We start from the raw sequence: 21425 nt of genomic DNA, 5'->3' as shown, positions 1-21425 counted from the left end.
GTTCCTGATTTGTTCGGGACGTTCAATCGGGGTGATCCATGATCCGCAAAATCGAATGTGTCTGCATTCCCACCAAGGATATCGCCGCCTCTGAGGCCTTCTATGCGTCGCTGGGGCTGCGCCGCGGCTGGATCATCGAGCGCCCGCGTCCTGACGGTGCGACCTGGACGCTGGTGGGCATGAAATTCCCGGACACGGCGAGCTCGGAGCTGGTGCTGAGCGATAATCCGGATATCGACTTCACCGAGGTCGAGCTGGCGGTCGACGACGTGCAGGCGACCTTTGCCGAACTGCGCGGCAATGCGGGCGTGAGCTGGATACGGGAGCCGTTTGCTACGGAATCCGGCCATGTCGCGGTGATGGAAGCACCCGACGGCAACGTGTTCGTGCTGGTCGGCGCCTGAGGCGATTAGTCCTTGTCGCTGGTGAGCACCTGCAACACCAGATCGAGCGCAGCCCGGACGCTGGCCTTGCGGATGGCGTCGCGGCCCAGATCGCCGAAGCGATGTTCGATGACCACGGTGGCCAGTTCCGACGACACGGCGACATAGACGAGGCCAACCGGCTTTTTCTCGCTGCCGCCATCCGGGCCGGCAATGCCGGTGACCGAAACGGCGAAGTCGGCCCGCGCCGTGTTGCGGGCGCCGTCGGCCATGGCGCGCGCCACCTGATTGGAAACCGCACCATAATCGCGGATCAGCCGCGCCTGCACATGGATCATGCGCGACTTGGCGGTGTTGGCGTAGGTGACATAGCCGCCATAGACGGCGGCGGAAGCGCCCGGAATGTCCGTCAGTGCCGAGGCGACCATGCCGCCGGTGCAGCTTTCAGCGGTGACGATGGTCTGCTTCTTTTCGGCGAGGATATCGATGATCCGCTTGCCCGGATCGGGCGCCGTGGTTTCCGGCTTCCTGGCTGCCATCAATCGACCCTCGGCATTTCTACGCTCGCACTGGCCATGGCCACCATGCCTTCCTCCCGCCCGATGAAGCCGAGCCTCTCGCTTGTCGTCGCCTTGACGGCGATCCGTGTCGGCGCGATGCCCAGTGTCTCGCCGATGACACTTTGCATCGCCGGAACATGGCCGGCAATCCTCGGCGCTTCGCAGACGATTGTCACGTCGAGATTGACGATGCGGCCGCCGGCCCTGGCCACGAGGTCGCCGGCATGCTTGAGGAAGACGGTGGAGGCCACGCCGCGCCATTGCATGTCGGAGGGCGGGAAGTGGATGCCGATATCGCCTTCGCCGATGGCGCCGAGAATGGCATCGGTGAGCGCATGCAGGGCCACGTCGGCATCGGAGTGCCCCTTGAGCCTGGCATGATGTGGAATGCGGACCCCGCCCAGCCATACGGCATCGCCCGGCTCGAACTGATGGAAATCGAAGCCTGAGCCGATGCGGGTTTCCATAATGGTCTCTCCAGACAGGATGCGCTCCGCCCGGGCAAAGTCCTCCGGATGGGTGATCTTGATATTGTCACGGTCGCCCATGACCATGGCCACGCGCAACCCGGCCCATTCGGCAATCTCGGCATCGTCGGTAAATTGCCGGCGAATGGTCGAGGCGCGCATATGGGCGGAAAATATCTGGCCGAAGCGGAAGCCCTGCGGAGTTTGCGCGGCAAAGAGCTGGCTGCGATCCTCGGTGGTCGCGACCTGCCTTCCATCGAGCGAGCGCTTGATGGTGTCGGTGACAGCAAGAGCGGGCAGGGCGCCTTCATATTGATCGAGCGCCGCGACCACGTCGCCGATCACCTGCGGCGGGGCGAAGGGCCGCGCGGCGTCCTGAATGAGCACGAGGTCGGGCCGATGCGGCGCCAGGGCCTTGAGACCTTCCAGCACCGAAGCCTGCCGCGAAGCGCCGCCGCTGACGGGAGGCAGCAGCCGCTCATCGGCCAGGCCCAGTGCGGCGTAGCGGGCAGCGTGATCGGCATGGATCACCGCGACGACGCTGGTGACGTAGGGCAGGTCGAGAAAAGCCCTGATCGTGCGCGCCAGGACGGGGGAGCCGGCAACCGGGCGATACTGCTTGGGGTCGGCGGAGCCATCGGCGCTGGCGCGTTCACCCTTCCCGGCGGCGACGACGATGACGGCGATGGACTTCTGACGCATGAAAACCGGGCAACCTGGACTTGAAACCGTCACATATCAATGGTCTAGCGCCCACCATGGCATGCGGCAAGTGCAGGGCTGCCGCACCGTCGCAGGCACCATATAAGGTGTTGCACCGCCAGCCATTTTGATTATTGTGCAGGCATTCATTTGAAAATGACCATTTCTGGGGCAGTTTGTGTCTGAGGTTGCCTGCAAGTTGAGCATCGGGAACCACGCGGTTCGCAACAATGCTTTTCTGGCGCCAATGGCCGGAATTACCGATCGCCCATTCCGCAAGCTCGCCGAGCGGTTTGGCGCCGGCATGGTGGTCTCCGAGATGATCGCCAGCAACGCGCTGGCTGTCGGCAACCAGGACATGGCGCGCAAGCTCGGCAAGCCGGGCAGCCTGCCGCATATGGTGCAACTGGCCGGCTGCGAAGCCGAATGGATGACGCGCGGGGCCAAAATCGCCCATGACGCCGGCGCCGACATCATCGATATCAATTTCGGCTGCCCGGCCAAGCGGGTGACCAACGGCTATGCCGGCTCGGCGCTGATGCGGGTGCCCGACCACGCCATGACCCTGATCGATGCCGTGGTGAGCGCCACCCCACTCCCGGTGACGGTCAAGATGCGGCTGGGCTGGGACGATGACAGCCTCAATGCGCCTGACATGGCGCGGCGCGCCGTCGATGCCGGCGTGCGGATGATCACGGTGCATGGCCGCACCCGCCAGCAATTCTACAAGGGCACCGCCCGCTGGGAGCTGGTGCGTGCGGTCGTCGAGGCCGTTGATGTTCCCGTCGTGGTCAACGGCGACATTGTCGACCTCGTTTCGGCGCGGGAAGCGCTGGAGCAGTCCGGCGCCGCAGCGGTTATGCTCGGGCGCGGGGCGCAGGGGCGGCCGTGGGCCGTGGCGCAGATCGGGGCAGGGCTGGCTGGGTGGGCGGGACCGGTAGCGCCGAAGGGCGATGCTCTGGCCGCGCTGGTGGCCGAGCATTACGAGGACATGCTGGTCGAATACGGCACTGCAGTCGGCCTGCGCGCCGCGCGCAAGCATCTCGACTGGTACGCCGAGGCGGCAGGCATCGTGCTCGACAAGCCTGCGCGCCAAGCCTTTCTCAACAACGATCAACCGGCCGATGTGCTGCGGCAGATCGGCACCATCTTTTCCAGCGAAGACAGGGTCGCAGCATGAGCGCCATCGAGGCCGCCGCCCCGGCCGCCAGCCCCATTCCGTCGACCGCGGTGTTGCAGGCGCTGCCGCAGCCGATCATCGTCTGCGGCGAGGATCGCCAGATCGCCTTCGTCAACTATGCGGCCGAGGCGTTTTTCGGAGCATCGCTGAGCGTATTGACGCGGCAGCGGCTGGACGACCTCATCGCCTTTGGCTCGCCCATCATCAGCCTCGTCGAAACCGTGGCGGCGCGGCGCGCGCCGATGACCGAATATCGTGTGCGCATCGGCTCCTCGCGCTTCGGCGACGAGCGCATTGCCGACGTCTTCGCCAGCCCGCTTTCCGACAGCGATGGCCGTGTGGCCCTGCTGATCCAGGAACGCACCATGGCCGACAAGATCGACCGCCAGATGGTGTCGCGCGGCGCAGCGCGCTCGGTGACCGGCCTTGCCTCCATGCTGGCGCACGAGATCAAGAATCCGCTTTCGGGTATTCGCGGCGCGGCGCAATTGCTGGAGCAGACCGTCAGCAGCGACGAAATCCCGCTGGCGCGGCTGATCCGCGAGGAAACCGACCGTATCGTCGGGCTGATCGACCGTGTGGAAGTGTTCGGCGACGAGCGCCCCATGGAGCGCGAACCGATCAACATCCATGTCGTGCTGGACCGGGTGAAACTGCTGGCGCGCAATGGCGTGGCGCGCGGCATTGCCTTCTCGGAAGAATACGATCCATCGCTGCCACCGGTCTTCGGCAATCGGGATCAGCTCATCCAGGTGTTCCTTAATCTGGTGAAGAATGCCTCGGAAGCCATTGAGCGAACTCAGAAACCGGAGATAAAATTCTCCACTGCTTTCCGCCCCGGCATTCGCATTGCGGTGACCGGCGTTTCCGAGCGCATCTCCCTGCCGCTCGAAATCGTCATCGAAGATAACGGCCCGGGCGTGCCGCCCGACATCCTGCCCTTCCTGTTCGATCCCTTCGTCACCACCAAGACCAATGGCTCGGGCCTCGGGCTGGCGCTGGTGGCCAAGATCGTCGGCGACCATGGCGGCGTCATCGATTGCGACAGCCGCCCAGGCCGGACCAGGTTCAGAATTCTCCTTCCCGTTGCGAGCGGGGCGTTCCAGGCAATCACAGAAGAGGAAGCGGCGAAATGAGCCATGTCGTCCTGCTCGCCGACGACGATGCAGCCATCCGCATGGTGCTCAACCAGGCGCTGACCCGGGCCGGCTACGAGGTTCGCCCCACCGGCAATATTTCCACGATGTGGAACTGGGTGAGCCGGGGCGAGGGGGATATCCTCATCACCGATGTCGCCATGCCCGACGGCAACGCCTTCGAGGTGATGCCCAAGATCAAGAAGCTTCGTCCCGACCTGCCGATGATCGTGATGAGCGCGCAGAACACCTTCATGACCGCCATCCGCGCCTCGGAAGTAGGCGCTTATGAATACCTGCCCAAGCCCTTCGACATTACCGAGGTGCTTTCGGTGGTGGCGCGGGCGCTGGCCGATGCCAAGAAACCGACCACGGCGGACCGCCGCGCCGAAGAGCCGGGCGAAACCATGCCGCTGGTGGGCCGGTCCACGGCCATGCAGGACATCTACCGTGCGTTGGCGCGGCTGATGCAGACCGACCTGACTGTCATGATCACCGGCGAAAGCGGCACCGGCAAGGAACTGGTGGCGCGGGCGCTGCACGACTTCGGCAAGCGCCGCAACGGCCCCTTCGTGGCCATCAACATGGCCGCTATCCCGCGCGACCTGATCGAGGCCGAGCTGTTCGGGCACGAGAAGGGGGCCTTTACCGGCGCCAATACGCGCAGCTCCGGCCGTTTTGAGCAGGCCGAGGGCGGCACGCTGTTTCTCGATGAAATCGGCGACATGCCGATGGATGCCCAGACCCGCCTGCTGCGCGTGCTGCAGGAAGGAGAATATACCATGGTCGGGGGCCGGTCTTCGATCAAGACCAATGTCCGCATCGTCGCCGCTACGCATCGCGACCTGAGCCAGATGATCCGGCAGGGCCTGTTCCGCGAGGATCTCTACTACCGTCTCAACGTGGTGCCGATCCGCCTGCCGCCATTGCGCGAGCGCGTCGACGACGTGGGCGACCTGGCCACGCATTTCCTCAAGGCGGCGCAGCGCGAAGGCGAACCGATCAAGTCGATCTCGCCCGAAGCCATCAAGCTGATGCAGAACTATTCCTGGCCCGGCAATGTCCGCGAGCTGGAAAACCTGGTGCGACGCCTGTCGGCGCTCTATGCCGACGAATCGATCTCGGCCGAGATCGTACAGAACGAACTCAACATCGCGGAACGCCCGACGGCGCCGGGAACGGCGGGGCCGGTGGATGTATCGGTGGCGGTGGAAACCCATGTCGGGCAGTTGCTGCGCGAATATGAGCCGAACCTGCCGCCGGCGGGCCTCTACCAGCGCGTCATCGACCGCGTCGAGGCGCCGCTGATCGCCATGGCGCTCAATGCCTGCGGCGGCAACCAGATCAAGGCGGCGGACCTGCTCGGCCTCAACCGTAACACGCTGCGCAAGAAAATCCGCACGCACAGCATCGAGATCGTAAAGCATAGCCGGCGGAACGGGTAGGGGCTGCCACCTACGGCGTCCTGCTGGAGGGTGCTTGCGGCGCCTCCGGGCCCTGCGCGTAGCGCTTCGGGGCCTCACGACCTCAACCGCTCCACTGGAGCGATTTGACGCGCCACAGGCGCGCCGGCGGTCAGTGTCACATTTTAGCAACAATTCTCTTGAAGGGTTAGGCGAATTGGGTCAGACTCTGTCTCAATGCGGCGGAGATGGAGTGCTTTCGGGCATTTATGAGTGATGTAGCGGCGACAAATGAGGGGCCCCAGCGGGGTGTCACCGGCGATATGGCCAAGCCGATCAGGTCGCCATTTGCATCGGCACGCAACAACCGGTCCCTGCGCATCCTCGGCTTCGTGGTGGTCTTCGCTTCGGTGCTGATGTCGTCGATTTCGTTCCTGATTCTCTCTGGGACGACCAATATCGAGCCCTCGACCACGGTCTGGACGGTGATCTGGATCGTCACCGGCGTCCTCGTGCTGCTGGTCATCGCGCTGGTGGTGACCGAGGCGGTGCTGCTGTTCCAGGCGCGCATGCAGGGGCAGGCGGGCGCCGGCATGCAAATCCGCATGGTGACCATGTTCGCCCTGGTTGCCGCGATCCCCGCCGCCATCGTTGCCGTCGTGGCCACCATCGCCCTCAATCAGGGGTTGGACCAGTGGTTCTCCGAGCGTACCAGGGCCATGGTGGAGAGTTCCCGGCTGGTGGCCCGTTCCTATATGCTCGAACATGCTCAGGTACTGCGGGACGATGTCATCTGGGTGGCCGAGGAACTGGAACAGGCTCATGCCACGTTCGATGAGGACAAGGACCGCTTCCAGCGCATCCTGACAGCTCTGGCGGTGACGCGGTCGCTGCCCTTCACCTCGCTGGTCAATGCCGATGGCGACACGCTGATGCGGGCGCAGATCGCCGTACAGGGAGCCTATCCGCAACTGCCCGAAGGCATTACCGAAGGGTTGGTGGAAGGCATACCCGCCGCCATTGCCCCAGGACGGATCAACCTCGTCGGCTCCGTCATCAAGCTGCGCGGCTATGAGAATACCTATCTGTTCGTGGCCCGGCCGGTGGAAGCCGAAGTGCTCGAATATATGCAGCTCACCGACGAGAACATCACCGAATACCGCGAATATGCGTCCAACCGGCTGGTGTTCCAGATCACCTTCACCATCATGTATGTGGGCCTGGCCGTGGTGTTGCTGCTGGCGGCCCTGTGGATCGGCATCGCGCTGGCCAACCGCTTCGTCGATCCGATCCGAAACCTGATGATCGCCTCCAACCGCGTCAGCAATGGCGACCTCGACGTGCAGGTGCCGGTGCAGGAGGGCAGGGGCGACCTGCGCGACCTCAGCAACGGCTTCAACCGCATGACCGAACAGCTCAAGAGCCAGCGCGAGGCGCTGCTGACGGCCAGCGAGATGAACGAGAAGCGGCGGCAGTTCACCGAGGCGGTGGTGGAAGGCGTGTCGGCCGGCATTATCGGGCTCGACCCGTTTGGCGCCGTGACGCTGGTCAATGCCCGCGCCTGCGAAATGCTCGACCGCGACGAAATCGACCTGATGGGCGAACCCATCGAGGAGGTCATGCCGCTGCTGGCGCCGACGCTGGAACGGGCCCGCTCGGCCCGGCGCGGGCAGGTGCGCGACCAGATCCAGCTCGGCAACGAAACCGACCGCCGCACCTATCAGGTCCAGCTCACCCGCGAAGGCTCGATCACCGAATCCAAGGGCTATGTGCTGACCTTCGACGACATCACCGATCTCGAATCCGCGCAGCGCACCAGCGCCTGGGCCGATGTGGCGCGCCGCATCGCCCATGAAATCAAGAACCCGCTGACCCCCATCCAGCTTTCGGCCGAACGGCTGCGCCGCCGCTATGGCACCAGACTGGAGGATGATCGCGACGTCTTCGACAAGTGCATCAATACCATCGTCCGCCAGGTGGGCGATATCGGCCGCATGGTCGACGAATTCTCCGCCTTCGCCCGCATGCCCGAGGCGGCGCCCGAGATCGCCGACCTCAGCGATACCGTGCGCCAGGCCGTGTTCCTCGAAAGTGTGCGGCTGCCCGAAATCACCATCAACACCATCCTGCCCGAAGCGGCAATCCACGCCTGGTTCGACAGCCGACTGATTGCGCAGTCGCTTACCAATCTGATCAAGAACGCAGTTGAAGCCTTTGAAACTGTTGATATGTCGTCCGACTGGACTCCGACAATCACCGTCGAGGCGCAACTCGAAGGCAATCACGCCCGCGTGGCCGTATCCGACAATGGCAAGGGTTGGCCGAAGGATAATCGCCAGCGCCTGCTGGAGCCCTATATGACGACGCGCGAAAAGGGCACCGGCCTTGGTCTCGCCATCGTCGCCAAGATCATCGAGCAGCATGGCGGCATCGTCGAGCTGATCGACGCCGAACCCGACCCCACCGGCCGCGTCGGCGCCTGCGTGACCTTCACGCTTCCCCTGCAATCCCCCACCAAATCTTCAGAGGCGGACGGTTCGAGCCACTCGGAACCCGCAGCCGCCCAACCGGAGGAACCGCTTATTTCAGCGGTAGTTCATAAGTAATGGCACTCGATATTCTCATCATTGACGACGAAGACGACATCCGCGACCTGATCGCGGGCATCCTCGAGGACGAGGGCTTCGAGACGCGGCAGGCCCATGACGCCGATAGCGGGCTCAACGAAATCGCCCGGCGGCGGCCGAGCCTGGTCTTCCTGGATATCTGGATGCAGGGCTCGCGGCTCGACGGACTGCAACTGCTCGATGTGTTCCAGAGCCAGCACCCGGACATGCCTGTGGTGATGATATCCGGCCACGGCAATGTGGAGACGGCGGTGTCGGCCATTCGCCGCGGTGCCTACGACTATATCGAGAAGCCGTTCAAGATCGACCGGCTGCTGCATATCACCCAGCGGGCGATGGAAGCGACACGCCTGCGCAACGAGGTGGCCGAACTCAAGGAGCGCTCGGCCACCAAGAGCGCCGATATGGTCGGCACCTCGCCGGCTTTGCAGCAGGTGCGCGGCATCATCGAGAAATCGGCGCCGACCAATTCGCGAATCTTCATTTCCGGCCCGTCCGGGGCAGGCAAGGGCCTCGTCGCCCGCCTGATCCATCAGCGCAGCCCGCGGGCCGAATCTCCCTTTGTCGAGATCAACGCCTCGCTCTATGCGCCCGAAGAGGTGCCGGTGGTACTGTTCGGCCGCGAGGCGCGGGAAAAGACCGGCATCCTCAAGGTCGAGGTCGGGGCGCTGGAAAAGGCCCATGGCGGCACGCTCTACCTCTCCGAGGTAACGACCCTGCCGGCTGCCACCCAGGCGGCCCTGCTGCGGACACTGGTGGAAAACCGCTTCAATCGCGTCGGCGGCACCCAGGCGGTGCCGATCGACGTGCGCATCATTTCGTCGAGCTCGCAGAACGTGGCGGCACAGATCGAGGCGGGAGAGCTGCGCTCGGACCTGTTCCACCGGCTGTCCATCGTGCCGCTGCCGCTGACGCCGCTCAAGGAGCGGCGCGAGGACGTGCCGCCGCTGGTTGCGGTGTTCATCGAGCAGGTCTGCCGCATGCACAATCTGCAGCGGATGACCGTGGGCGACGATGCCATCGCCGTCTTGCAGGCCCAGGAATGGCCCGGCAACGCCCGCCAGTTGCGCAACTCCATCGAGCGCCTGTTGATCCTGATGAAGGACCAGCAGCCCGAGGATGGAGTCATCACCGCGGCCATGCTGCCGTCCGATATCGGCGAAGTGCTGCCGACGGTGGGCGACACCGACGCCTCGGCGCACCTGATGAGCCTGCCGCTGCGCGACGCCCGCGAGGTGTTTGAACGGCAATATCTGCTGGCGCAGATCGAGCGTTTTGGCGGCAACATTTCCAAGACCGCCGAGTTTGTCGGCATGGAGCGCAGCGCTCTGCACCGGAAAATCAAGTCGCTCGGGCTGTGAAAATGCGCTGAAAATTCCGACATGCCATGCAATTGGCGCGGTAGGCATCAAAAATGATCTGTGCCATAGTGTTTGAATTCATGCCGGTGGGGACTGGGCGGCAGTTCCAACATCGGACTGGCAGGTAGTTGCAACGACGACAGCGACAAGCAATGCCGCGAAAAGAGGCCTCTATGGCGAACGAAAAACAACAAAATCTCCAGGATTCCTTCCTCAATCACGTTCGCAAGCAGAAAGTACCGGTCACGATCTTTCTGGTGAACGGCGTGAAATTGCAGGGTGTGATTACCTGGTTCGACAATTTCTGCCTGCTGCTGCGCCGCGATGCGCAGTCGCAACTGGTCTATAAGCACGCAATCTCGACCATCATGCCGGGTGCGCCGATCCAGTTGTTCGATCCCGAGCAGAACCACGACAGCGACTAAGCGCTTTAGAAGGCCACAATGACCGAATTTGACGACGACGCGGCCGCCCAGCGAGGCGGCCCGCAGGCGTTTATCGACCAGCGCGCGCAACCGACGCGCGCCGGCCTGGTCGTACCCGATGTGCGCAACCAGCTGTCCCGCCATTCGATCGAGGCCCGCAAGGCCGAATTCGAGGGGCTGGCCGGGGCCATCCGCCTCGACATCGTCTTTTCCGAGGTCTTCAAAGTCCGCGAGATCAAGCCGGCCACCTTTATCGGCGGCGGCCATACCGAAGCTCTGGCGGCGCGGGTAAAGGCCGACAAGATCGACCTGCTGCTGGTCGATGCGGCGCTCACCGCCATCCAGCAGCGCAACCTCGAAACCGAGACCGGCGCCAAGGTTCTCGACCGCACGGCGCTGATCCTCGAAATTTTTGGCGAGCGCGCCGCGACGCGCGAAGGCGTGCTGCAGGTCGAGCTTGCCCATCTCAACTACCAGAAGGGGCGCCTTGTGCGCTCCTGGACCCACCTCGAACGCCAGCGCGGCAGTGGCGGCACCGGCTTCATGGGTGGCCCCGGCGAAACCCAGATCGAAAGCGATCGCCGCCAGATCATGGATCGCATCGTGCTGCTGGAAGACCGGCTGGAAAAGGTCAAGAAGACCCGGGCGCAGCAGCGCCAGCAACGCGACGGCACGCCGATCGTGGCACTGGTTGGCTATACCAATGCCGGAAAATCGAGCCTGTTCAATGCCTTGACCGGGGCAGGGGTGTTCGCCAAGGACCTGCTTTTCGCGACCCTCGACACCACGGTCCGCAAGCTGGCTTTGCCACACGGACGCGACATCATGCTGAGCGACACGGTAGGCTTCGTCGCCGACCTGCCGACCGACCTGGTGGCCGCCTTCCGCGCCACGCTGGAGGAAGTGCTCGATGCCGACGTGATCCTGCATGCCCGCGACATCGCCAATCCCGACCACATGGCGCAGGCGCATGACGTGCTCAAGGTGCTGGCCGATCTCGGCGTTTCGGCCGAGACGACGCCCATCATCGAAGTGTGGAACAAGATCGACCTCGTGAGCGAAGACGCCGTGGTCGGCATCGTGCCGGTCGGCAAGGTGGCGGCGGTCGTGCAAGCCTCGGCTATGACCGGGCAGGGGCTCGATACAATCAAACTGGCCGTGGAAAAGGCGCTGGGCGAGAAAAGCCGGACCTACCATGTCCATGTGCCGCACACGGCCGGCGCCGATATCGGCTGGTTGCATGCCCATTCCGAGATTGTCTCGCGGGACGAGCCGACCGAGCAGGGCTCGGGCTTCGTGGTGCGGGTTGAACCGCGGCACAAGACGGCGTTTCTCGAGCGCTTCAACGGGCGGATCGAGAGTTCGGACGCTTAGACTGACTGCGGCGGACGCTACCCCTTGTCCGTAGCGCGGATTTCGTTCCAGTAGCCATCCAGCCGCTCCAAACCCGCGGCGGCCGGGTCAACGCCCTCCTCACGACACCGGGCTTCGACATGGTGGAAGCGCCGGGTGAACTTGAAATTGGCATCGCGCAATGCCGCCTCGGCATTGACCCCCGCATGACGGGCCAGGTTGGCGACGGCAAACAGCAGATCGCCGATCTCCTCGTGCACGGCAGCCGAATCGCCCGAGGCCTGCGCTTCGGCGACTTCGGCGAGCTCTTCATCCACCTTGGCCTTGACCGCGGCGAAGTCCGGCCAGTCGAAGCCGACCTTTGCGGCGCGCTTGGTGAGCTTTTCGGCGCGGGCCAAAGCGGGGAGAACATTGGGGACGTCGTCAAGAATGGAGGGTGTCGTATCACCCTTGCGCGCGGCCTTGGCAGCGCGTTCCTGCGCCTTGATGGCCTCCCAGCGCCGCTCGGATGCGGCCGAACTGCCGGCATCAACATCGCCGAAGACATGCGGATGGCGACGGATCAGTTTGTCGGTGATGGCATAGATCACGTCGCCGATATCGAAATGGCCGGCCTCGCTGGCCATCTGCGCGTGATAGATCGGCTGCAGCAGCAGATCGCCGAGCTCTTCGCGCAGATCGGCAAAGTCCTGCCGCTCGATGGCGTCGGCGACTTCATAGGCTTCCTCGATCGTATAGTGCCGGATGGTCGAGAAGTCCTGCTCCAGGTCCCAAGGGCACCCGCCGACAGGATTGCGCAAGGCCGCCATGATTTCGATCAGGCGGGCAATGTCACGCGATGGCTGCATGGATATCTCGGTCGGTTGGAATCGTGTGTGGACACCCAGCTTAGCAGCTCGGGGGGGACAGGCCACAGCGGCCACCCGGCCGTCATTCCATGATTCGCATAATATATATTATGGAACTAAAATGGATCCGGACAACACCAGGTCGAGGTCCCGCCACCTCGGCATGCGCCTCGTCCCAATCGATCAGGGCGACCCGATCGACAGTCATGCGTATATTGCCGGGATCGGTGGGATTGCCATGGACAACACAGGCCGGACGCCCGGCGAGCCGCGCCCATGCCGCCCGGATCGACGAACAACCGGCCGTCCAAGGTCGGGATCGGCACCGGCACGGTCGGGATGTTGCAGCAGCGCGGCTTCCCAGGCCAGAGCGGCATCGCTCCGCGTGCCGAGGCGGGCAACTGCAAGCTCCCGGCCGGTGCGCACGCTCCACACATCATTGGCGACGCCACCGGCGAGCGGTTCAATGCGAACCGCGCCCCATTGCGCCAGCGCTTCCCATCCCTTTGCCGGCGCGCGCAGCATCAGTTGCCCAGAGCCTCGGCAACGGCCAGTTCTGCCATGGCGAGCGCCGCGTCGCGGGTTTTCGCGGCCGCGACAAAACGGCCATTGTGGCAGAAGCTGGCGCCGGTGATACCGGACGCCGCCTCAAGCTCGCCATTGGTCAGGCCGGCCCAGGCCGCCGGCAGGTCGGCACGCGCCTCGAATCCCTCGTCGGAACGGCGTATGGTGGTCAGGCACCAGTCCTTGTCGCGCGGATGCACGACGAACAGCAGGTGATCGGCGCCGGCCTTGACGATGGCGGGCCGGAACGGCATGCCCATCGGCAATTCCAGCACACGCCCCTGCCCTGTCGCTGCTATAGCCTGCTGCACGATCGTCTCGGCACGCAGCTTGGCCGCGCTGCGCGCAATGCCGGCTTCGACGAAGCTGCGGGCTATGGCCAGCGCATTGTGGAAGGCCGTGGTTTCGGCATCCGGATCGCTATTGTCGAAGTCCGGCTTCAACGTTTCCAGCAAAGATGGCAGCATAAGCCCGGCCAGCGGACCCAACGGGCTCAGCGCGCCATTGTCCATCAGGTCGACCGGCAGCACGAATTTGGCGTCGAAGGACGCATGCACCACGGCAATATGCGCTTCTGGAACATTCGAAGCGGCCAGATATTGCCGGCCATAGTGCTTCCAGATCAGCCCGAAAGAGCTATAGGGCTGGCCATCGTCGCGCACTGGCGCGCCGCGCTGGTGGTGGTCGAAAATCCGCTTTTCGGCATCGTAGAACCCGCCCACGTCGTAAACGATGCGGTCCGGGCCCGGCGCGATCCATTCCGGCGCCCGGCTGCGCTTGATTTTCGCTTGCGGAAACAGCCGCGTCAGCACCACGCTGGACAGCAGCTCATCGGCATGGAAGCCACCGGAATGGGTGACGAGAAAGTCAGGAATCATGCCGATATGCGCCTTGTTCGTTGCGGGTCCGCCTGCATGGTGACCAGATAGCCGTTGCCGGCGCTCACCTCAACCGCATTCCGGCCATCCGCACGAATCCGATGGACAATTTTGACCATTTGGTCAAAGTATTGCCACCGCTGAGCATTGGAGGTCAGGCATGCGCTTCGGTTACAAGGCTTCTGCCGAACAGTTCGCCCCCAATACGCTGCTGCGTTTCGCCATCGAGGCGGAACAGGCCGGGTTTGAATCGGTGTTCATCAGCGATCATTTCCAGCCGTGGAAGCATACCGATGGCCATGCGCCCTTCGCACCGGCCTGGATGGCGGCGGCTTTGGCGCGCACGGAAAAGATCATCGTTGGAACCTCGGTGCTGACGCCGACTTTCCGGCTGCATCCGTCGGTCGTCGCGCATGCCTTCGGCACGCTGGGCGCCATGTTTCCCGAACGCGTCATCCTCGGCGTCGGCACCGGCGAGTCGCTCAACGAAGTGCCTTCCACGGGCATGGTCTGGCCCGAGCTCAAGGAACGCTCCGCGCGGCTGCGCGAGGCGGTGACGCTGATCCGCAAGCTGTGGAGCGAGGAACGCGTCACCTTCGAGGGCGAATTCTACCAGACGCAGAGCGCGACCATCTATGACCGGCCCGACAAGATGGTGCCGATCTACCTGGCTGCCGGCGGCCCGCTCAATGCCAAATATGCCGGCCGGGCCGGCGACGGTTTCATCTGCACCTCTGGGAAGGGCGCCGAGCTCTATGTCGATCAATTGCTGCCCAACGTCGCCATCGGCCGGGCCGAATCCGACCGCGCCGGGTTGCCCTTCGAGCGTATGATCGAGGTGAAAGTGTCGTTCGACCCCGATCCCGAGCTGGCGTTGAACAATACGCGCGGCTGGGCGGCCCTGTCGCTGACGCCGGAGGAAAAGCATTCGGTCGAAGATCCGGCCGAAATGGAGCGGCTGGCGGCGCAATTGCCCATCGAGCGTGTCGCCAAGCGCTGGATCGTCTCCAGCGACCCCGATGAGCATGTGGCAGCGATCAAGACCTACATGGATTACGGCTTCGATCACCTGGTGTTCCACGCGCCGGGCGAGGACCAGAGCCGGTTCATCGCTCTTTATGCCAGAGAAATCCTGCCGCGACTGCGGTCCCTTGCGCCCGCCGCGAGCGCCAGCTAGGTCACGGCAATGGCAATGCCGCGATATACAGTCTGGGGCGTGACGGGCGTGCCGGAGATCGGTGCGGGCGACGATCTCGTGGCGCTGATCGCTACGGCCATAGAAGCTTCGATCGCCGATGATCCCGATGCAGCGCTGCGGCATGGCGACATTCTCGTCATCACCAGCAAGATCGTTTCCAAGGCCGAAGGCATGCAGGTGCCGGTGGCCGACCGCGAAAAGGCCATTGCGCAGGACACCGTCCGCATCGTGGCGGAACGCGTCCATCCCGGCGGCGTGACCAAAATCGTCGAGACCCGGCACGGCCTCATCATGGCGGCGGCGGGCATCGACACCTCCAACGTGCCGGACGGACTGGCGCTGCGCCTGCCGGAAGACCCTGACCGTTCCGCCCGGGCGCTGTGCGCCGGCCTGCGGGCGCGGTTCGGGGTTGCGCTGGGCATCATCGTCACCGATACACTGGGCCGGCCCTGGCGCGTGGGGCAGACCGATGTCGCCATCGGAGCTGCCGGCATTGTAGTCACCGACGACCTGCGCGGTGGTGTCGATGCCAATGGGCGGCCGCTCAATGTCACCATCACCGTGTTGGCCGACGAGCTGGCCGGTGCTGCCGACCTCGTCAAGGGCAAGGCATCAGGCATTCCCGTGGCCGTGGTGCGCGGGCTGGGGCGGCTGGTGGCCGACATGGATGCGCCGGGCGCCCATACGCTGGTGCGCTCAGTGGATGACGACATGTTCCGCTTCGGTTCGGCCGAGGCCTATCGACTGGGCTATGAGGCCGCACAGGCTGAACTGCGCGACCAGCCCACGCCGCAATCCAAGGCCGAACGCGTCAAACAGGACTGACCCCATGCGCCCCCTGCCCTTGTCTCTCAGCCTTGCCGTGCTCGCTTTGTCGTCCGGCCATGTCATGGCCCAGACAAGCTATCCGCTAACCCTCAACAATTGCGGCATGGACGTCACACTGGCGGCTGCGCCGCAGCGGGTGGTGACCATCAAGTCGACCGCCACCGAAATGCTGCTGGCTTTGGGCCTTGGCGACCGGATCGTCGGCGTCGGCTTCCAGGACGACGTAGCGCCCGAGCCTTGGACGGCGGCCGCTGCGGCTCTGCCGGTACTTTCCGACAAGCTGCCCTCGCAGGAGGTGGTGCTCGAAGTCGAACCGGACCTGATCTATGCCGGCTGGGAGAGCAATTTTTCTGCCGATGGCGCAGGCGAAAGGCCGACCCTGGCCGCGCTCGGCGTGGCGGGTTACGTGTCGCCCGCCGCCTGCCGCTCGGTGAAGCCGGCCAAGCTGAGCTTTGACGAGGTCTTTGCCGAAATCGCGGAGATGGGCACCATCTTCGACGCCGCTGGCGCCGCCGATACGCTGATTGCGCAGCAAGAGGCGGCATTGGCCGCCATCACGCCGGACACGCGGGGGCTGACGGCGCTCTGGTATTCCTCGGGCACCAAGACGCCCTATGTCGGCGCCGGCAGCGGCGCGCCGCAGATGATACTGGAAGCGCTCGGGCTGGAAAACATCATGGCCGCTGTCGATGACGGCTGGGTTTCGGCCAGTTGGGAGGCGGTGGTGGATGCCAATCCCGATGTCATCGTGCTGGTCGATGCCCTCTGGAATTCAGCGGAGCAGAAAAAGGCGCTGCTGGTCGAGAACCCGATCACCAGCCAGCTCGATGCCGTGATCCACCAGCGCTACCTCGTGGTACCCTTTCCCGCCTCCGAAGCCGGTGTGCGCAATGTGGGCGCGACCGCCGACTTGGCCGCCCAATTGGCCGGCCTCAGTTTCGCGCCGTGAAGCGGCCGACGCTGGCAGTGCTGATATCGAGCCTGCTGGCGCTGCTGCTGGCCAGCCTAGTGCTGGCCGTGACCTTCGGGCCGGCCGATATCGCGCCATCAGAAGTGTGGCAGACCATCGGCTACCATCTTGGTCTCGTGGCCGAAAACCCGGTCGGCCGCTTGCGTGACGCCATCATCTGGGATTTGCGCCTGCCGCGGGTCTTGGCCGCTGCTGCCGTGGGAGCAGGCCTGGCCTTATGCGGCGCCGTCATGCAGGCACTGACACGCAATCCGCTGGCCGATCCCTATCTGCTGGGGCTGTCGTCTGGCGCATCGCTGGGCGCCGTGGCCTTCCTGCTTGCCGGCGCTGCCTTACTGATGCCGCTCGGCGCCTTTGTCGGCGCGGCGGCGGCAATGGGCCTGACCCTGCTGGTCACCCAATTGCTGGGTGGCGCCACGCCGACAAGGGCGATCCTTGCCGGCATTTCCATTTCCGCGCTGGCCGCCGCGGCAACGTCATTCCTCATCTTCTGGTCGGCGACCGGCGATTCCTACCGCGAAATCCTGAGCTGGCTTATGGGCTCGCTGAGCGGCGTTGTTTGGTCGGAGGCATTGCTGGTGCTCGCTGCGCTGCTTCTGGCGGGCTTGCCGGTGCTGCTGTCGGGGCGCTCGCTCGATGCCTTTGCCTTTGGCGATACGGCCGCGGCGGCGCTTGGCGTCGATGTGGCACGGCTACGTTGGCTGTTGCTGGGCGGCACGGCGCTGCTAACCGGGGTGCTGGTCTCCATTGGCGGCGCCATCGGCTTTGTCGGGCTCATCGTGCCACATGTGGCGCGGCTGGTGACCGGCTCGCGCCATCGCGTGTTGCTGCCTGTCGCCATGCTGCTGGGCGCCAGCTTCATGGTGTGGACCGATACGGCAGCGCGCAGCCTGTTCGAGCCGCGCGAACTGCCGGTCGGCATTATCACAGCCCTGCTCGGTGCGCCGATCTTCCTCCTCGTGCTGCTGCGCTACCGGCGGATCACATGAGCGCGGGGCTGGTGGTCAGCGGAGTCAGCGTACAACTGGGCGGCCAGCCGATCCTCAGCGGCATCGACATGCGGGCAGCGTCGGGCACCATGACGGGCCTGATCGGCCCCAACGGCGCCGGGAAGTCCACGCTGATGCGGGCCATTCTCGGTCTCTTGCCCCATGGCGGCTCGGTGACATTCGACAGCTCGGACCTGGTCACCCTTCCCCGCCGGGCGCGTGCCCAGTTCACCGCCTTTGTCGAACAGAACAGCGATACCGACGCGCGGCTCACGGCGCGTGAGGTGGTGATGCTCGGCCGCATCCCGTTCCAGCCCGTCTGGCAGGCAAGCCCCGCCCCCCACGACCTGTCCCTGGCCGAGGCGGCACTGACTGCGGTCGGCATGACCGCCTTTACCGACCGCCTGTATCAGACGCTGTCCGGTGGCGAGCAACAGCGCATCCAGATTGCCCGCGCCTTGGCGCAGCAGCCGCGCCTGCTGCTGCTCGACGAGCCGACCAATCATCTCGACGTGCATGCGCAACTCGCCACGCTCGACCTGCTGCGCCAACGCGCGCATGCGGGCGCCACGGTATTGCTGGCGCTGCATGATCTCAACCTGGCCGCCAGTTTCTGCGATTCGCTGGTAGTGCTGCATGGCGGCCGGGTGGCGGCTGCCGGACCGCCGGAAACGGTGCTGACCCCTGCCCTGCTCCGCCAGGTCTATGGTGTCGACGCAGCCATATTGCGCCACCCCGGCACCGGCCGCCCGCTGATCGCCTATGGACTGCCCGGCTAAATCTATACCGGCGCGTGATTGCGATTGACAATCGCGCGGCAGCAACTCAAAAATTTGATCGACTGGTCAAATTTCGGACGGGAGGCGCTCATGGAATTCGGCATCACCTTCAAGGGTTTCATAGAGCCCGAACGTGCACGCTACCTGGTGCGCGCCGCCGAATATGCCGGCTTCAGCTATTGCTGGTTCTATGACAGCCACATTCTCTGGCGCGATTGCTACGCCGCCATCGCCATGTGCATGGAACACACGACCAACATGCGGTTTGGCCCGCTGGTGACCAATCCCGACGTCCGCGACTGGTCAGTCGCCGCCTCGATCTTCGGCTCCCTCTCCAAGCAGAGCGGCGGACGCTTCGACCTGGCCGTAGGCCGTGGCGACAGCTCCATGCGCGTCATGGGCAAGAAACCGGCGACGCTGGCCCGCGTGGCCGAATTCATCGCCAAGACGCAAGCCATGGTGCGCGGCGAGGAAGTCTCCTATGGCGAGATCCCGGCAGCGGTGAAATTTCCCTGGGCCGTGGGCCATGAAATGCCGAGCTGGATCGCCGCCTATGGCCCGCTGGCGCTCAAGACCGCCGGCGAGCATGCCGGTGGCGTGGTGCTGCAACTGGCCGATCCCGGCCTCTGCAAATGGTTCACCGACCAGTGCGTCGATGCCGGCAAGGCGGCGGGCAAGGACATGTCAAAGTTCCGCTCCATGGCCGCGGCACCGGCCTATTTCGGCGACAAGGCCCGCGCCATCGAGGCCACCAGGTGGTTCCCGGCCATGGTGGGCAACCATGTCGCCGATATCGTCGAGAAATACGGCGCCGATAGCGACCAGATTCCCAAGAGCCTCACCAGCTATATCGAGAAGCGCCGTGGCTATGACTATTCCAAACACGGCCAGTCGGATAATCCGTTCCTCGATTTCATTACGCCCGACGTGGTGGAGAATTTCTGCGTGCTGGGCGAACCGGAAGACCATATCGCCAAGATGCACGCGCTCGAGGATGCGGGCGTGACCCAGTTCAACATCTATCTCGACAGCGGCGACGAGGAAGAAATCATTGCGGGCTACGGCCGGCACGTGATCCCGGCGTTCGGTAAACGTCCAGTAGACCTGATCCTGAGCCCGTTGAAGGACGAGGTCGGGGCACAATGAGGTCTTCAATATCCTACCGGTTAAGTATTCGCCCGGCCAGCGCGTCGATCTGCATGCCATCAAAGGCCGGCGTGACATTGTCAGGCGTGGCCGCATCCGTCCTGATATAATCGAGATCGATATGCATGTTGGTGAGCACCGCCTGCTTCGGCGCCATCCGGGCGATCCATTCCAGCGTTTCGGGCAGGCTGAGATGGCTGGGATGCGGCGTTGGGCGCAGCGCATCGATCAGCCAGAGATCAAGGCCGGAAACGGCCGCCAGGGACGCTTCGGGCAGGCCTGACAGGTCGCAGGAATAGGCGAAATTGCCGGTACGGAAGCCCAGCGAAACGATATTGCCATGCGTCTGCTCGAAGGCGCTCATGCTGATCGTGCCGCCCGGCCCGTCGATATCGAGCACATCGCCGGGCGCAATCTCGTGGGCATTGAGGATCGGCGGATAGTCGCTGCCGGGGGGCGAGACGAAGCAATAGCCGAAGGCCTCGCGCAGGCGGGCGCCGGTCGGGGCGTCGGCATAGACATCGACGCGGCGGCGATTGTGCAGCGCCAGCACGCGCAGGTCGTCGATGCCGTGAATGTGGTCGGCATGGGCATGGGTGTAGAACACCGCCTCGACGCGATCGACTTTAGCCGCCAGCAGCTGCTCGCGCAGGTCGCAGCCGGTATCGATGAGTATGCGGGTCGGCTCGTCGCTGCCTTCGCTAAACCCTTCCAGCAAAAGGGAACATCGCAACCGGCGATTGCGCGGCTCGGCCGGATCGCAATCGCCCCAGACATTGCCGATGCGTGGTACGCCACCGGACGATCCGCAGCCCAGGATGGTGGCAATGATCCTCTGGGCGGTCGCCATTCAGAGACCTGTTTTGGAGAACAGGCGGGCGAAGTTGGCGGTGGTTTCGCGGCCAAGCTGTTCGAGACTTATACCCCGCACCTCGGCGACCCTTTCGGCCGTGTGGCGCACGAAACTCGGCTCGTTGGATTCGCCGCGATGCGGGATCGGGGCGAGATAAGGGGCATCGGTTTCAACGAGATAGCGGTCGGCGGGGACGAATTTGGCGACCTCGCGGATCTCCTCGGCATTCTTGAAGGTGATGATGCCGGAAAACGAGATATACCCGCCCAGGTCGAGCGCGGTGCGGGCCAGGTCGGGGCCGGCGGTGAAGCAGTGCAGCAGGAAGGGGAAGGCTCCCTGCCCGGCTTCGTCCTTGAGGATGGCGGCCATGTCGTCATCGCATTTGCGGCTGTGGATAACCAGTGGAAGACCGGTGGTCCGCGCGGCGGCGATGTGGCGGCGGAGGCCGGTCGCCTGCGCCTCGCGGGGCGCGTTGTCGTAGAAGTAATCCAGCCCCGCTTCGCCGATGGCAACGCAGCGCGGATGGGCACTTAGCCGGACAAGATCATCTGTCTGTATATGCAATTCCTCATCGGCGTGATGGGGATGCGTGCCGACCGAACACCAGACGTTTTCAAAACGTTCCGCCAGTGCCGCATATGTGGAAAACTTTTCAACATGTGTGGAAATCGTCACCATGCCGGTGACGCCTGCCGCCGCGGCCCGCGCCATGACGCCGTCGATGTCATTGGCCAGGGCCTCGAAATCGAGGTGGCAATGGCTGTCGATCAACATG

Annotated in this window: 20 protein-coding genes and 1 pseudogene; 14 read left to right on the top strand and 7 right to left on the bottom strand. The window is 64.3% G+C overall.

Annotated elements, in window-relative coordinates; genetic code table 11:
• Window positions 1-38 precede the first annotated feature (38 nt).
• On the top strand, window positions 39-404 hold the full coding sequence (locus ASD04_RS01545) for a VOC family protein (protein ID WP_056251522.1): 366 nt from the start codon (window positions 39-41) through the stop codon (window positions 402-404).
• Between the two features lie 5 nt (window positions 405-409).
• Here ASD04_RS01545 and ASD04_RS01540 read toward each other — a convergent pair whose 3' ends face one another.
• Window positions 410-922: a CinA family protein gene (locus ASD04_RS01540; protein ID WP_056251521.1), complete on the bottom strand. Its 513-nt coding sequence runs from the start codon at window positions 920-922 to the stop codon at window positions 410-412.
• Complete coding sequence (locus ASD04_RS01535; RefSeq protein WP_056251518.1) at window positions 922-2112, bottom strand: bifunctional 2-C-methyl-D-erythritol 4-phosphate cytidylyltransferase/2-C-methyl-D-erythritol 2,4-cyclodiphosphate synthase; 1191 nt, start codon at window positions 2110-2112, stop codon at window positions 922-924. The genes ASD04_RS01540 and ASD04_RS01535 overlap by 1 nt, the downstream gene beginning before the upstream one ends.
• A 178-nt stretch (window positions 2113-2290) precedes the next feature.
• Here ASD04_RS01535 and dusB point away from each other — a divergent pair, with 178 nt between their 5' ends.
• The 7 genes from dusB to hflX all read left to right on the top strand — a co-directional run bounded on the left by dusB (window position 2291) and on the right by hflX (window position 11618).
• Window positions 2291-3292: a tRNA dihydrouridine synthase DusB gene (gene dusB / locus ASD04_RS01530; RefSeq protein ID WP_082530910.1), complete on the top strand. Its 1002-nt coding sequence runs from the start codon at window positions 2291-2293 to the stop codon at window positions 3290-3292.
• A complete protein-coding gene (locus tag ASD04_RS01525; RefSeq protein WP_056251514.1) occupies window positions 3289-4428 on the top strand; it encodes an ATP-binding protein in 1140 nt (379 codons plus the stop codon). The genes dusB and ASD04_RS01525 overlap by 4 nt, the downstream gene beginning before the upstream one ends.
• Window positions 4425-5873 carry a nitrogen regulation protein NR(I) gene (gene ntrC, locus ASD04_RS01520; protein ID WP_056251511.1) on the top strand — a complete coding sequence of 483 codons (1449 nt, stop codon included), beginning with the start codon at window positions 4425-4427 and terminating at the stop codon, window positions 5871-5873. Before ASD04_RS01525 ends, ntrC begins: the two co-directional genes overlap by 4 nt.
• Before the next feature lie 281 nt (window positions 5874-6154).
• Complete coding sequence (locus ASD04_RS01515; RefSeq protein WP_056251508.1) at window positions 6155-8437, top strand: PAS domain-containing sensor histidine kinase; 2283 nt, start codon at window positions 6155-6157, stop codon at window positions 8435-8437.
• Window positions 8437-9819 (top strand): sigma-54 dependent transcriptional regulator, encoded by a 1383-nt coding sequence (locus tag ASD04_RS01510; RefSeq protein ID WP_056251506.1) that lies wholly within the window; start codon window positions 8437-8439, stop codon window positions 9817-9819. The genes ASD04_RS01515 and ASD04_RS01510 overlap by 1 nt, the downstream gene beginning before the upstream one ends.
• A 173-nt stretch (window positions 9820-9992) precedes the next feature.
• Window positions 9993-10244, top strand: coding sequence for an RNA chaperone Hfq (hfq, locus tag ASD04_RS01505; protein WP_056230518.1), 252 nt, complete (start codon window positions 9993-9995; stop codon window positions 10242-10244).
• An 18-nt stretch (window positions 10245-10262) separates the two neighbouring features.
• Entirely contained in the window at window positions 10263-11618 is a 1356-nt protein-coding gene (gene hflX / locus ASD04_RS01500; RefSeq protein ID WP_056251503.1) for a GTPase HflX, read from the top strand.
• A 17-nt stretch (window positions 11619-11635) separates the two neighbouring features.
• Here the strand turns inward: hflX and mazG are convergent, their stop codons facing one another.
• From mazG to ASD04_RS01485, 3 genes and pseudogenes are all read right to left on the bottom strand, one after another.
• On the bottom strand, window positions 11636-12445 hold the full coding sequence (gene mazG / locus ASD04_RS01495; protein WP_056251500.1) for a nucleoside triphosphate pyrophosphohydrolase: 810 nt from the start codon (window positions 12443-12445) through the stop codon (window positions 11636-11638).
• 132 nt (window positions 12446-12577) lie between these two features.
• Window positions 12578-12970, bottom strand: a pseudogene (locus ASD04_RS01490) (aminoglycoside phosphotransferase); the annotation flags it as partial.
• A complete protein-coding gene (locus ASD04_RS01485; protein WP_056251494.1) occupies window positions 12970-13887 on the bottom strand; it encodes an MYG1 family protein in 918 nt (305 codons plus the stop codon). The gene ASD04_RS01485 and the pseudogene ASD04_RS01490, both read right to left, overlap by 1 nt.
• A gap of 160 nt (window positions 13888-14047) precedes the next feature.
• On the opposite strand from ASD04_RS01485, the gene fgd reads away from it, so the two are divergent.
• The 6 genes from fgd to ASD04_RS01455 all read left to right on the top strand — a co-directional run bounded on the left by fgd (window position 14048) and on the right by ASD04_RS01455 (window position 19797).
• Entirely contained in the window at window positions 14048-15064 is a 1017-nt protein-coding gene (gene fgd / locus ASD04_RS01480; RefSeq protein ID WP_056251491.1) for a glucose-6-phosphate dehydrogenase (coenzyme-F420), read from the top strand.
• Window positions 15065-15079: 15 nt separating this feature from the next.
• Window positions 15080-15910 (top strand): coenzyme F420-0:L-glutamate ligase, encoded by an 831-nt coding sequence (gene cofE / locus ASD04_RS01475; protein ID WP_082530908.1) that lies wholly within the window; start codon window positions 15080-15082, stop codon window positions 15908-15910.
• Between the two features lie 4 nt (window positions 15911-15914).
• Window positions 15915-16862: a putative F420-0 ABC transporter substrate-binding protein gene (locus ASD04_RS01470; RefSeq protein WP_056251485.1), complete on the top strand. Its 948-nt coding sequence runs from the start codon at window positions 15915-15917 to the stop codon at window positions 16860-16862.
• On the top strand, window positions 16859-17872 hold the full coding sequence (locus ASD04_RS01465; RefSeq protein WP_056251484.1) for a putative F420-0 ABC transporter permease subunit: 1014 nt from the start codon (window positions 16859-16861) through the stop codon (window positions 17870-17872). The genes ASD04_RS01470 and ASD04_RS01465 overlap by 4 nt, the downstream gene beginning before the upstream one ends.
• The gene (locus tag ASD04_RS01460; protein WP_056251481.1) at window positions 17869-18651 is read left to right on the top strand and encodes an ATP-binding cassette domain-containing protein; all 783 of its coding nucleotides are present in this window, start codon (window positions 17869-17871) and stop codon (window positions 18649-18651) included. Before ASD04_RS01465 ends, ASD04_RS01460 begins: the two co-directional genes overlap by 4 nt.
• A 90-nt stretch (window positions 18652-18741) precedes the next feature.
• Entirely contained in the window at window positions 18742-19797 is a 1056-nt protein-coding gene (locus tag ASD04_RS01455; protein WP_056251479.1) for a TIGR03842 family LLM class F420-dependent oxidoreductase, read from the top strand.
• A 13-nt stretch (window positions 19798-19810) separates the two neighbouring features.
• On the opposite strand, the gene ASD04_RS01450 is transcribed toward ASD04_RS01455, so the two are convergent.
• Together ASD04_RS01450 and ASD04_RS01445 are read right to left on the bottom strand one after the other, a co-directional pair.
• Window positions 19811-20647, bottom strand: coding sequence for an MBL fold metallo-hydrolase (locus ASD04_RS01450; protein ID WP_056251476.1), 837 nt, complete (start codon window positions 20645-20647; stop codon window positions 19811-19813).
• Complete coding sequence (locus ASD04_RS01445) at window positions 20648-21424, bottom strand: TatD family hydrolase (protein ID WP_056251474.1); 777 nt, start codon at window positions 21422-21424, stop codon at window positions 20648-20650.
• Window position 21425: the final 1 nt, after the last annotated feature.

The sequence above is a fragment of the Devosia sp. Root436 genome (assembly GCF_001426345.1).
Classification (GTDB): Bacteria; Pseudomonadota; Alphaproteobacteria; order Rhizobiales; family Devosiaceae; genus Devosia.
The sequence above is the reverse complement of the archived record's forward strand: the minus strand, read 5'-3'. Positions and strand labels throughout refer to the sequence as shown.

What these genes read in the sequence shown, in the direction of transcription:
- ASD04_RS01545 (WP_056251522.1), top strand. Translation starts at nt 39, where the DNA reads ATGATCCGCAAAATCGAATGTGTCTGCATTCCCACCAAGGATATCGCC.
- ASD04_RS01540 (WP_056251521.1), bottom strand. Translation starts at nt 922, where the DNA reads ATGGCAGCCAGGAAGCCGGAAACCACGGCGCCCGATCCGGGCAAGCGG.
- ASD04_RS01535 (WP_056251518.1), bottom strand. Translation starts at nt 2,112, where the DNA reads ATGCGTCAGAAGTCCATCGCCGTCATCGTCGTCGCCGCCGGGAAGGGT.
- ASD04_RS01525 (WP_056251514.1), top strand. Translation starts at nt 3,289, where the DNA reads ATGAGCGCCATCGAGGCCGCCGCCCCGGCCGCCAGCCCCATTCCGTCG.
- ntrC (WP_056251511.1), top strand. Translation starts at nt 4,425, where the DNA reads ATGAGCCATGTCGTCCTGCTCGCCGACGACGATGCAGCCATCCGCATG.
- ASD04_RS01515 (WP_056251508.1), top strand. Translation starts at nt 6,155, where the DNA reads ATGGCCAAGCCGATCAGGTCGCCATTTGCATCGGCACGCAACAACCGG.
- ASD04_RS01510 (WP_056251506.1), top strand. Translation starts at nt 8,437, where the DNA reads ATGGCACTCGATATTCTCATCATTGACGACGAAGACGACATCCGCGAC.
- hfq (WP_056230518.1), top strand. Translation starts at nt 9,993, where the DNA reads ATGGCGAACGAAAAACAACAAAATCTCCAGGATTCCTTCCTCAATCAC.
- hflX (WP_056251503.1), top strand. Translation starts at nt 10,263, where the DNA reads ATGACCGAATTTGACGACGACGCGGCCGCCCAGCGAGGCGGCCCGCAG.
- mazG (WP_056251500.1), bottom strand. Translation starts at nt 12,445, where the DNA reads ATGCAGCCATCGCGTGACATTGCCCGCCTGATCGAAATCATGGCGGCC.
- ASD04_RS01485 (WP_056251494.1), bottom strand. Translation starts at nt 13,887, where the DNA reads ATGATTCCTGACTTTCTCGTCACCCATTCCGGTGGCTTCCATGCCGAT.
- fgd (WP_056251491.1), top strand. Translation starts at nt 14,048, where the DNA reads ATGCGCTTCGGTTACAAGGCTTCTGCCGAACAGTTCGCCCCCAATACG.
- cofE (WP_082530908.1), top strand. Translation starts at nt 15,080, where the DNA reads ATGCCGCGATATACAGTCTGGGGCGTGACGGGCGTGCCGGAGATCGGT.
- ASD04_RS01470 (WP_056251485.1), top strand. Translation starts at nt 15,915, where the DNA reads ATGCGCCCCCTGCCCTTGTCTCTCAGCCTTGCCGTGCTCGCTTTGTCG.
- ASD04_RS01460 (WP_056251481.1), top strand. Translation starts at nt 17,869, where the DNA reads ATGAGCGCGGGGCTGGTGGTCAGCGGAGTCAGCGTACAACTGGGCGGC.
- ASD04_RS01455 (WP_056251479.1), top strand. Translation starts at nt 18,742, where the DNA reads ATGGAATTCGGCATCACCTTCAAGGGTTTCATAGAGCCCGAACGTGCA.
- ASD04_RS01450 (WP_056251476.1), bottom strand. Translation starts at nt 20,647, where the DNA reads ATGGCGACCGCCCAGAGGATCATTGCCACCATCCTGGGCTGCGGATCG.
- ASD04_RS01445 (WP_056251474.1), bottom strand. Translation starts at nt 21,424, where the DNA reads ATGTTGATCGACAGCCATTGCCACCTCGATTTCGAGGCCCTGGCCAAT.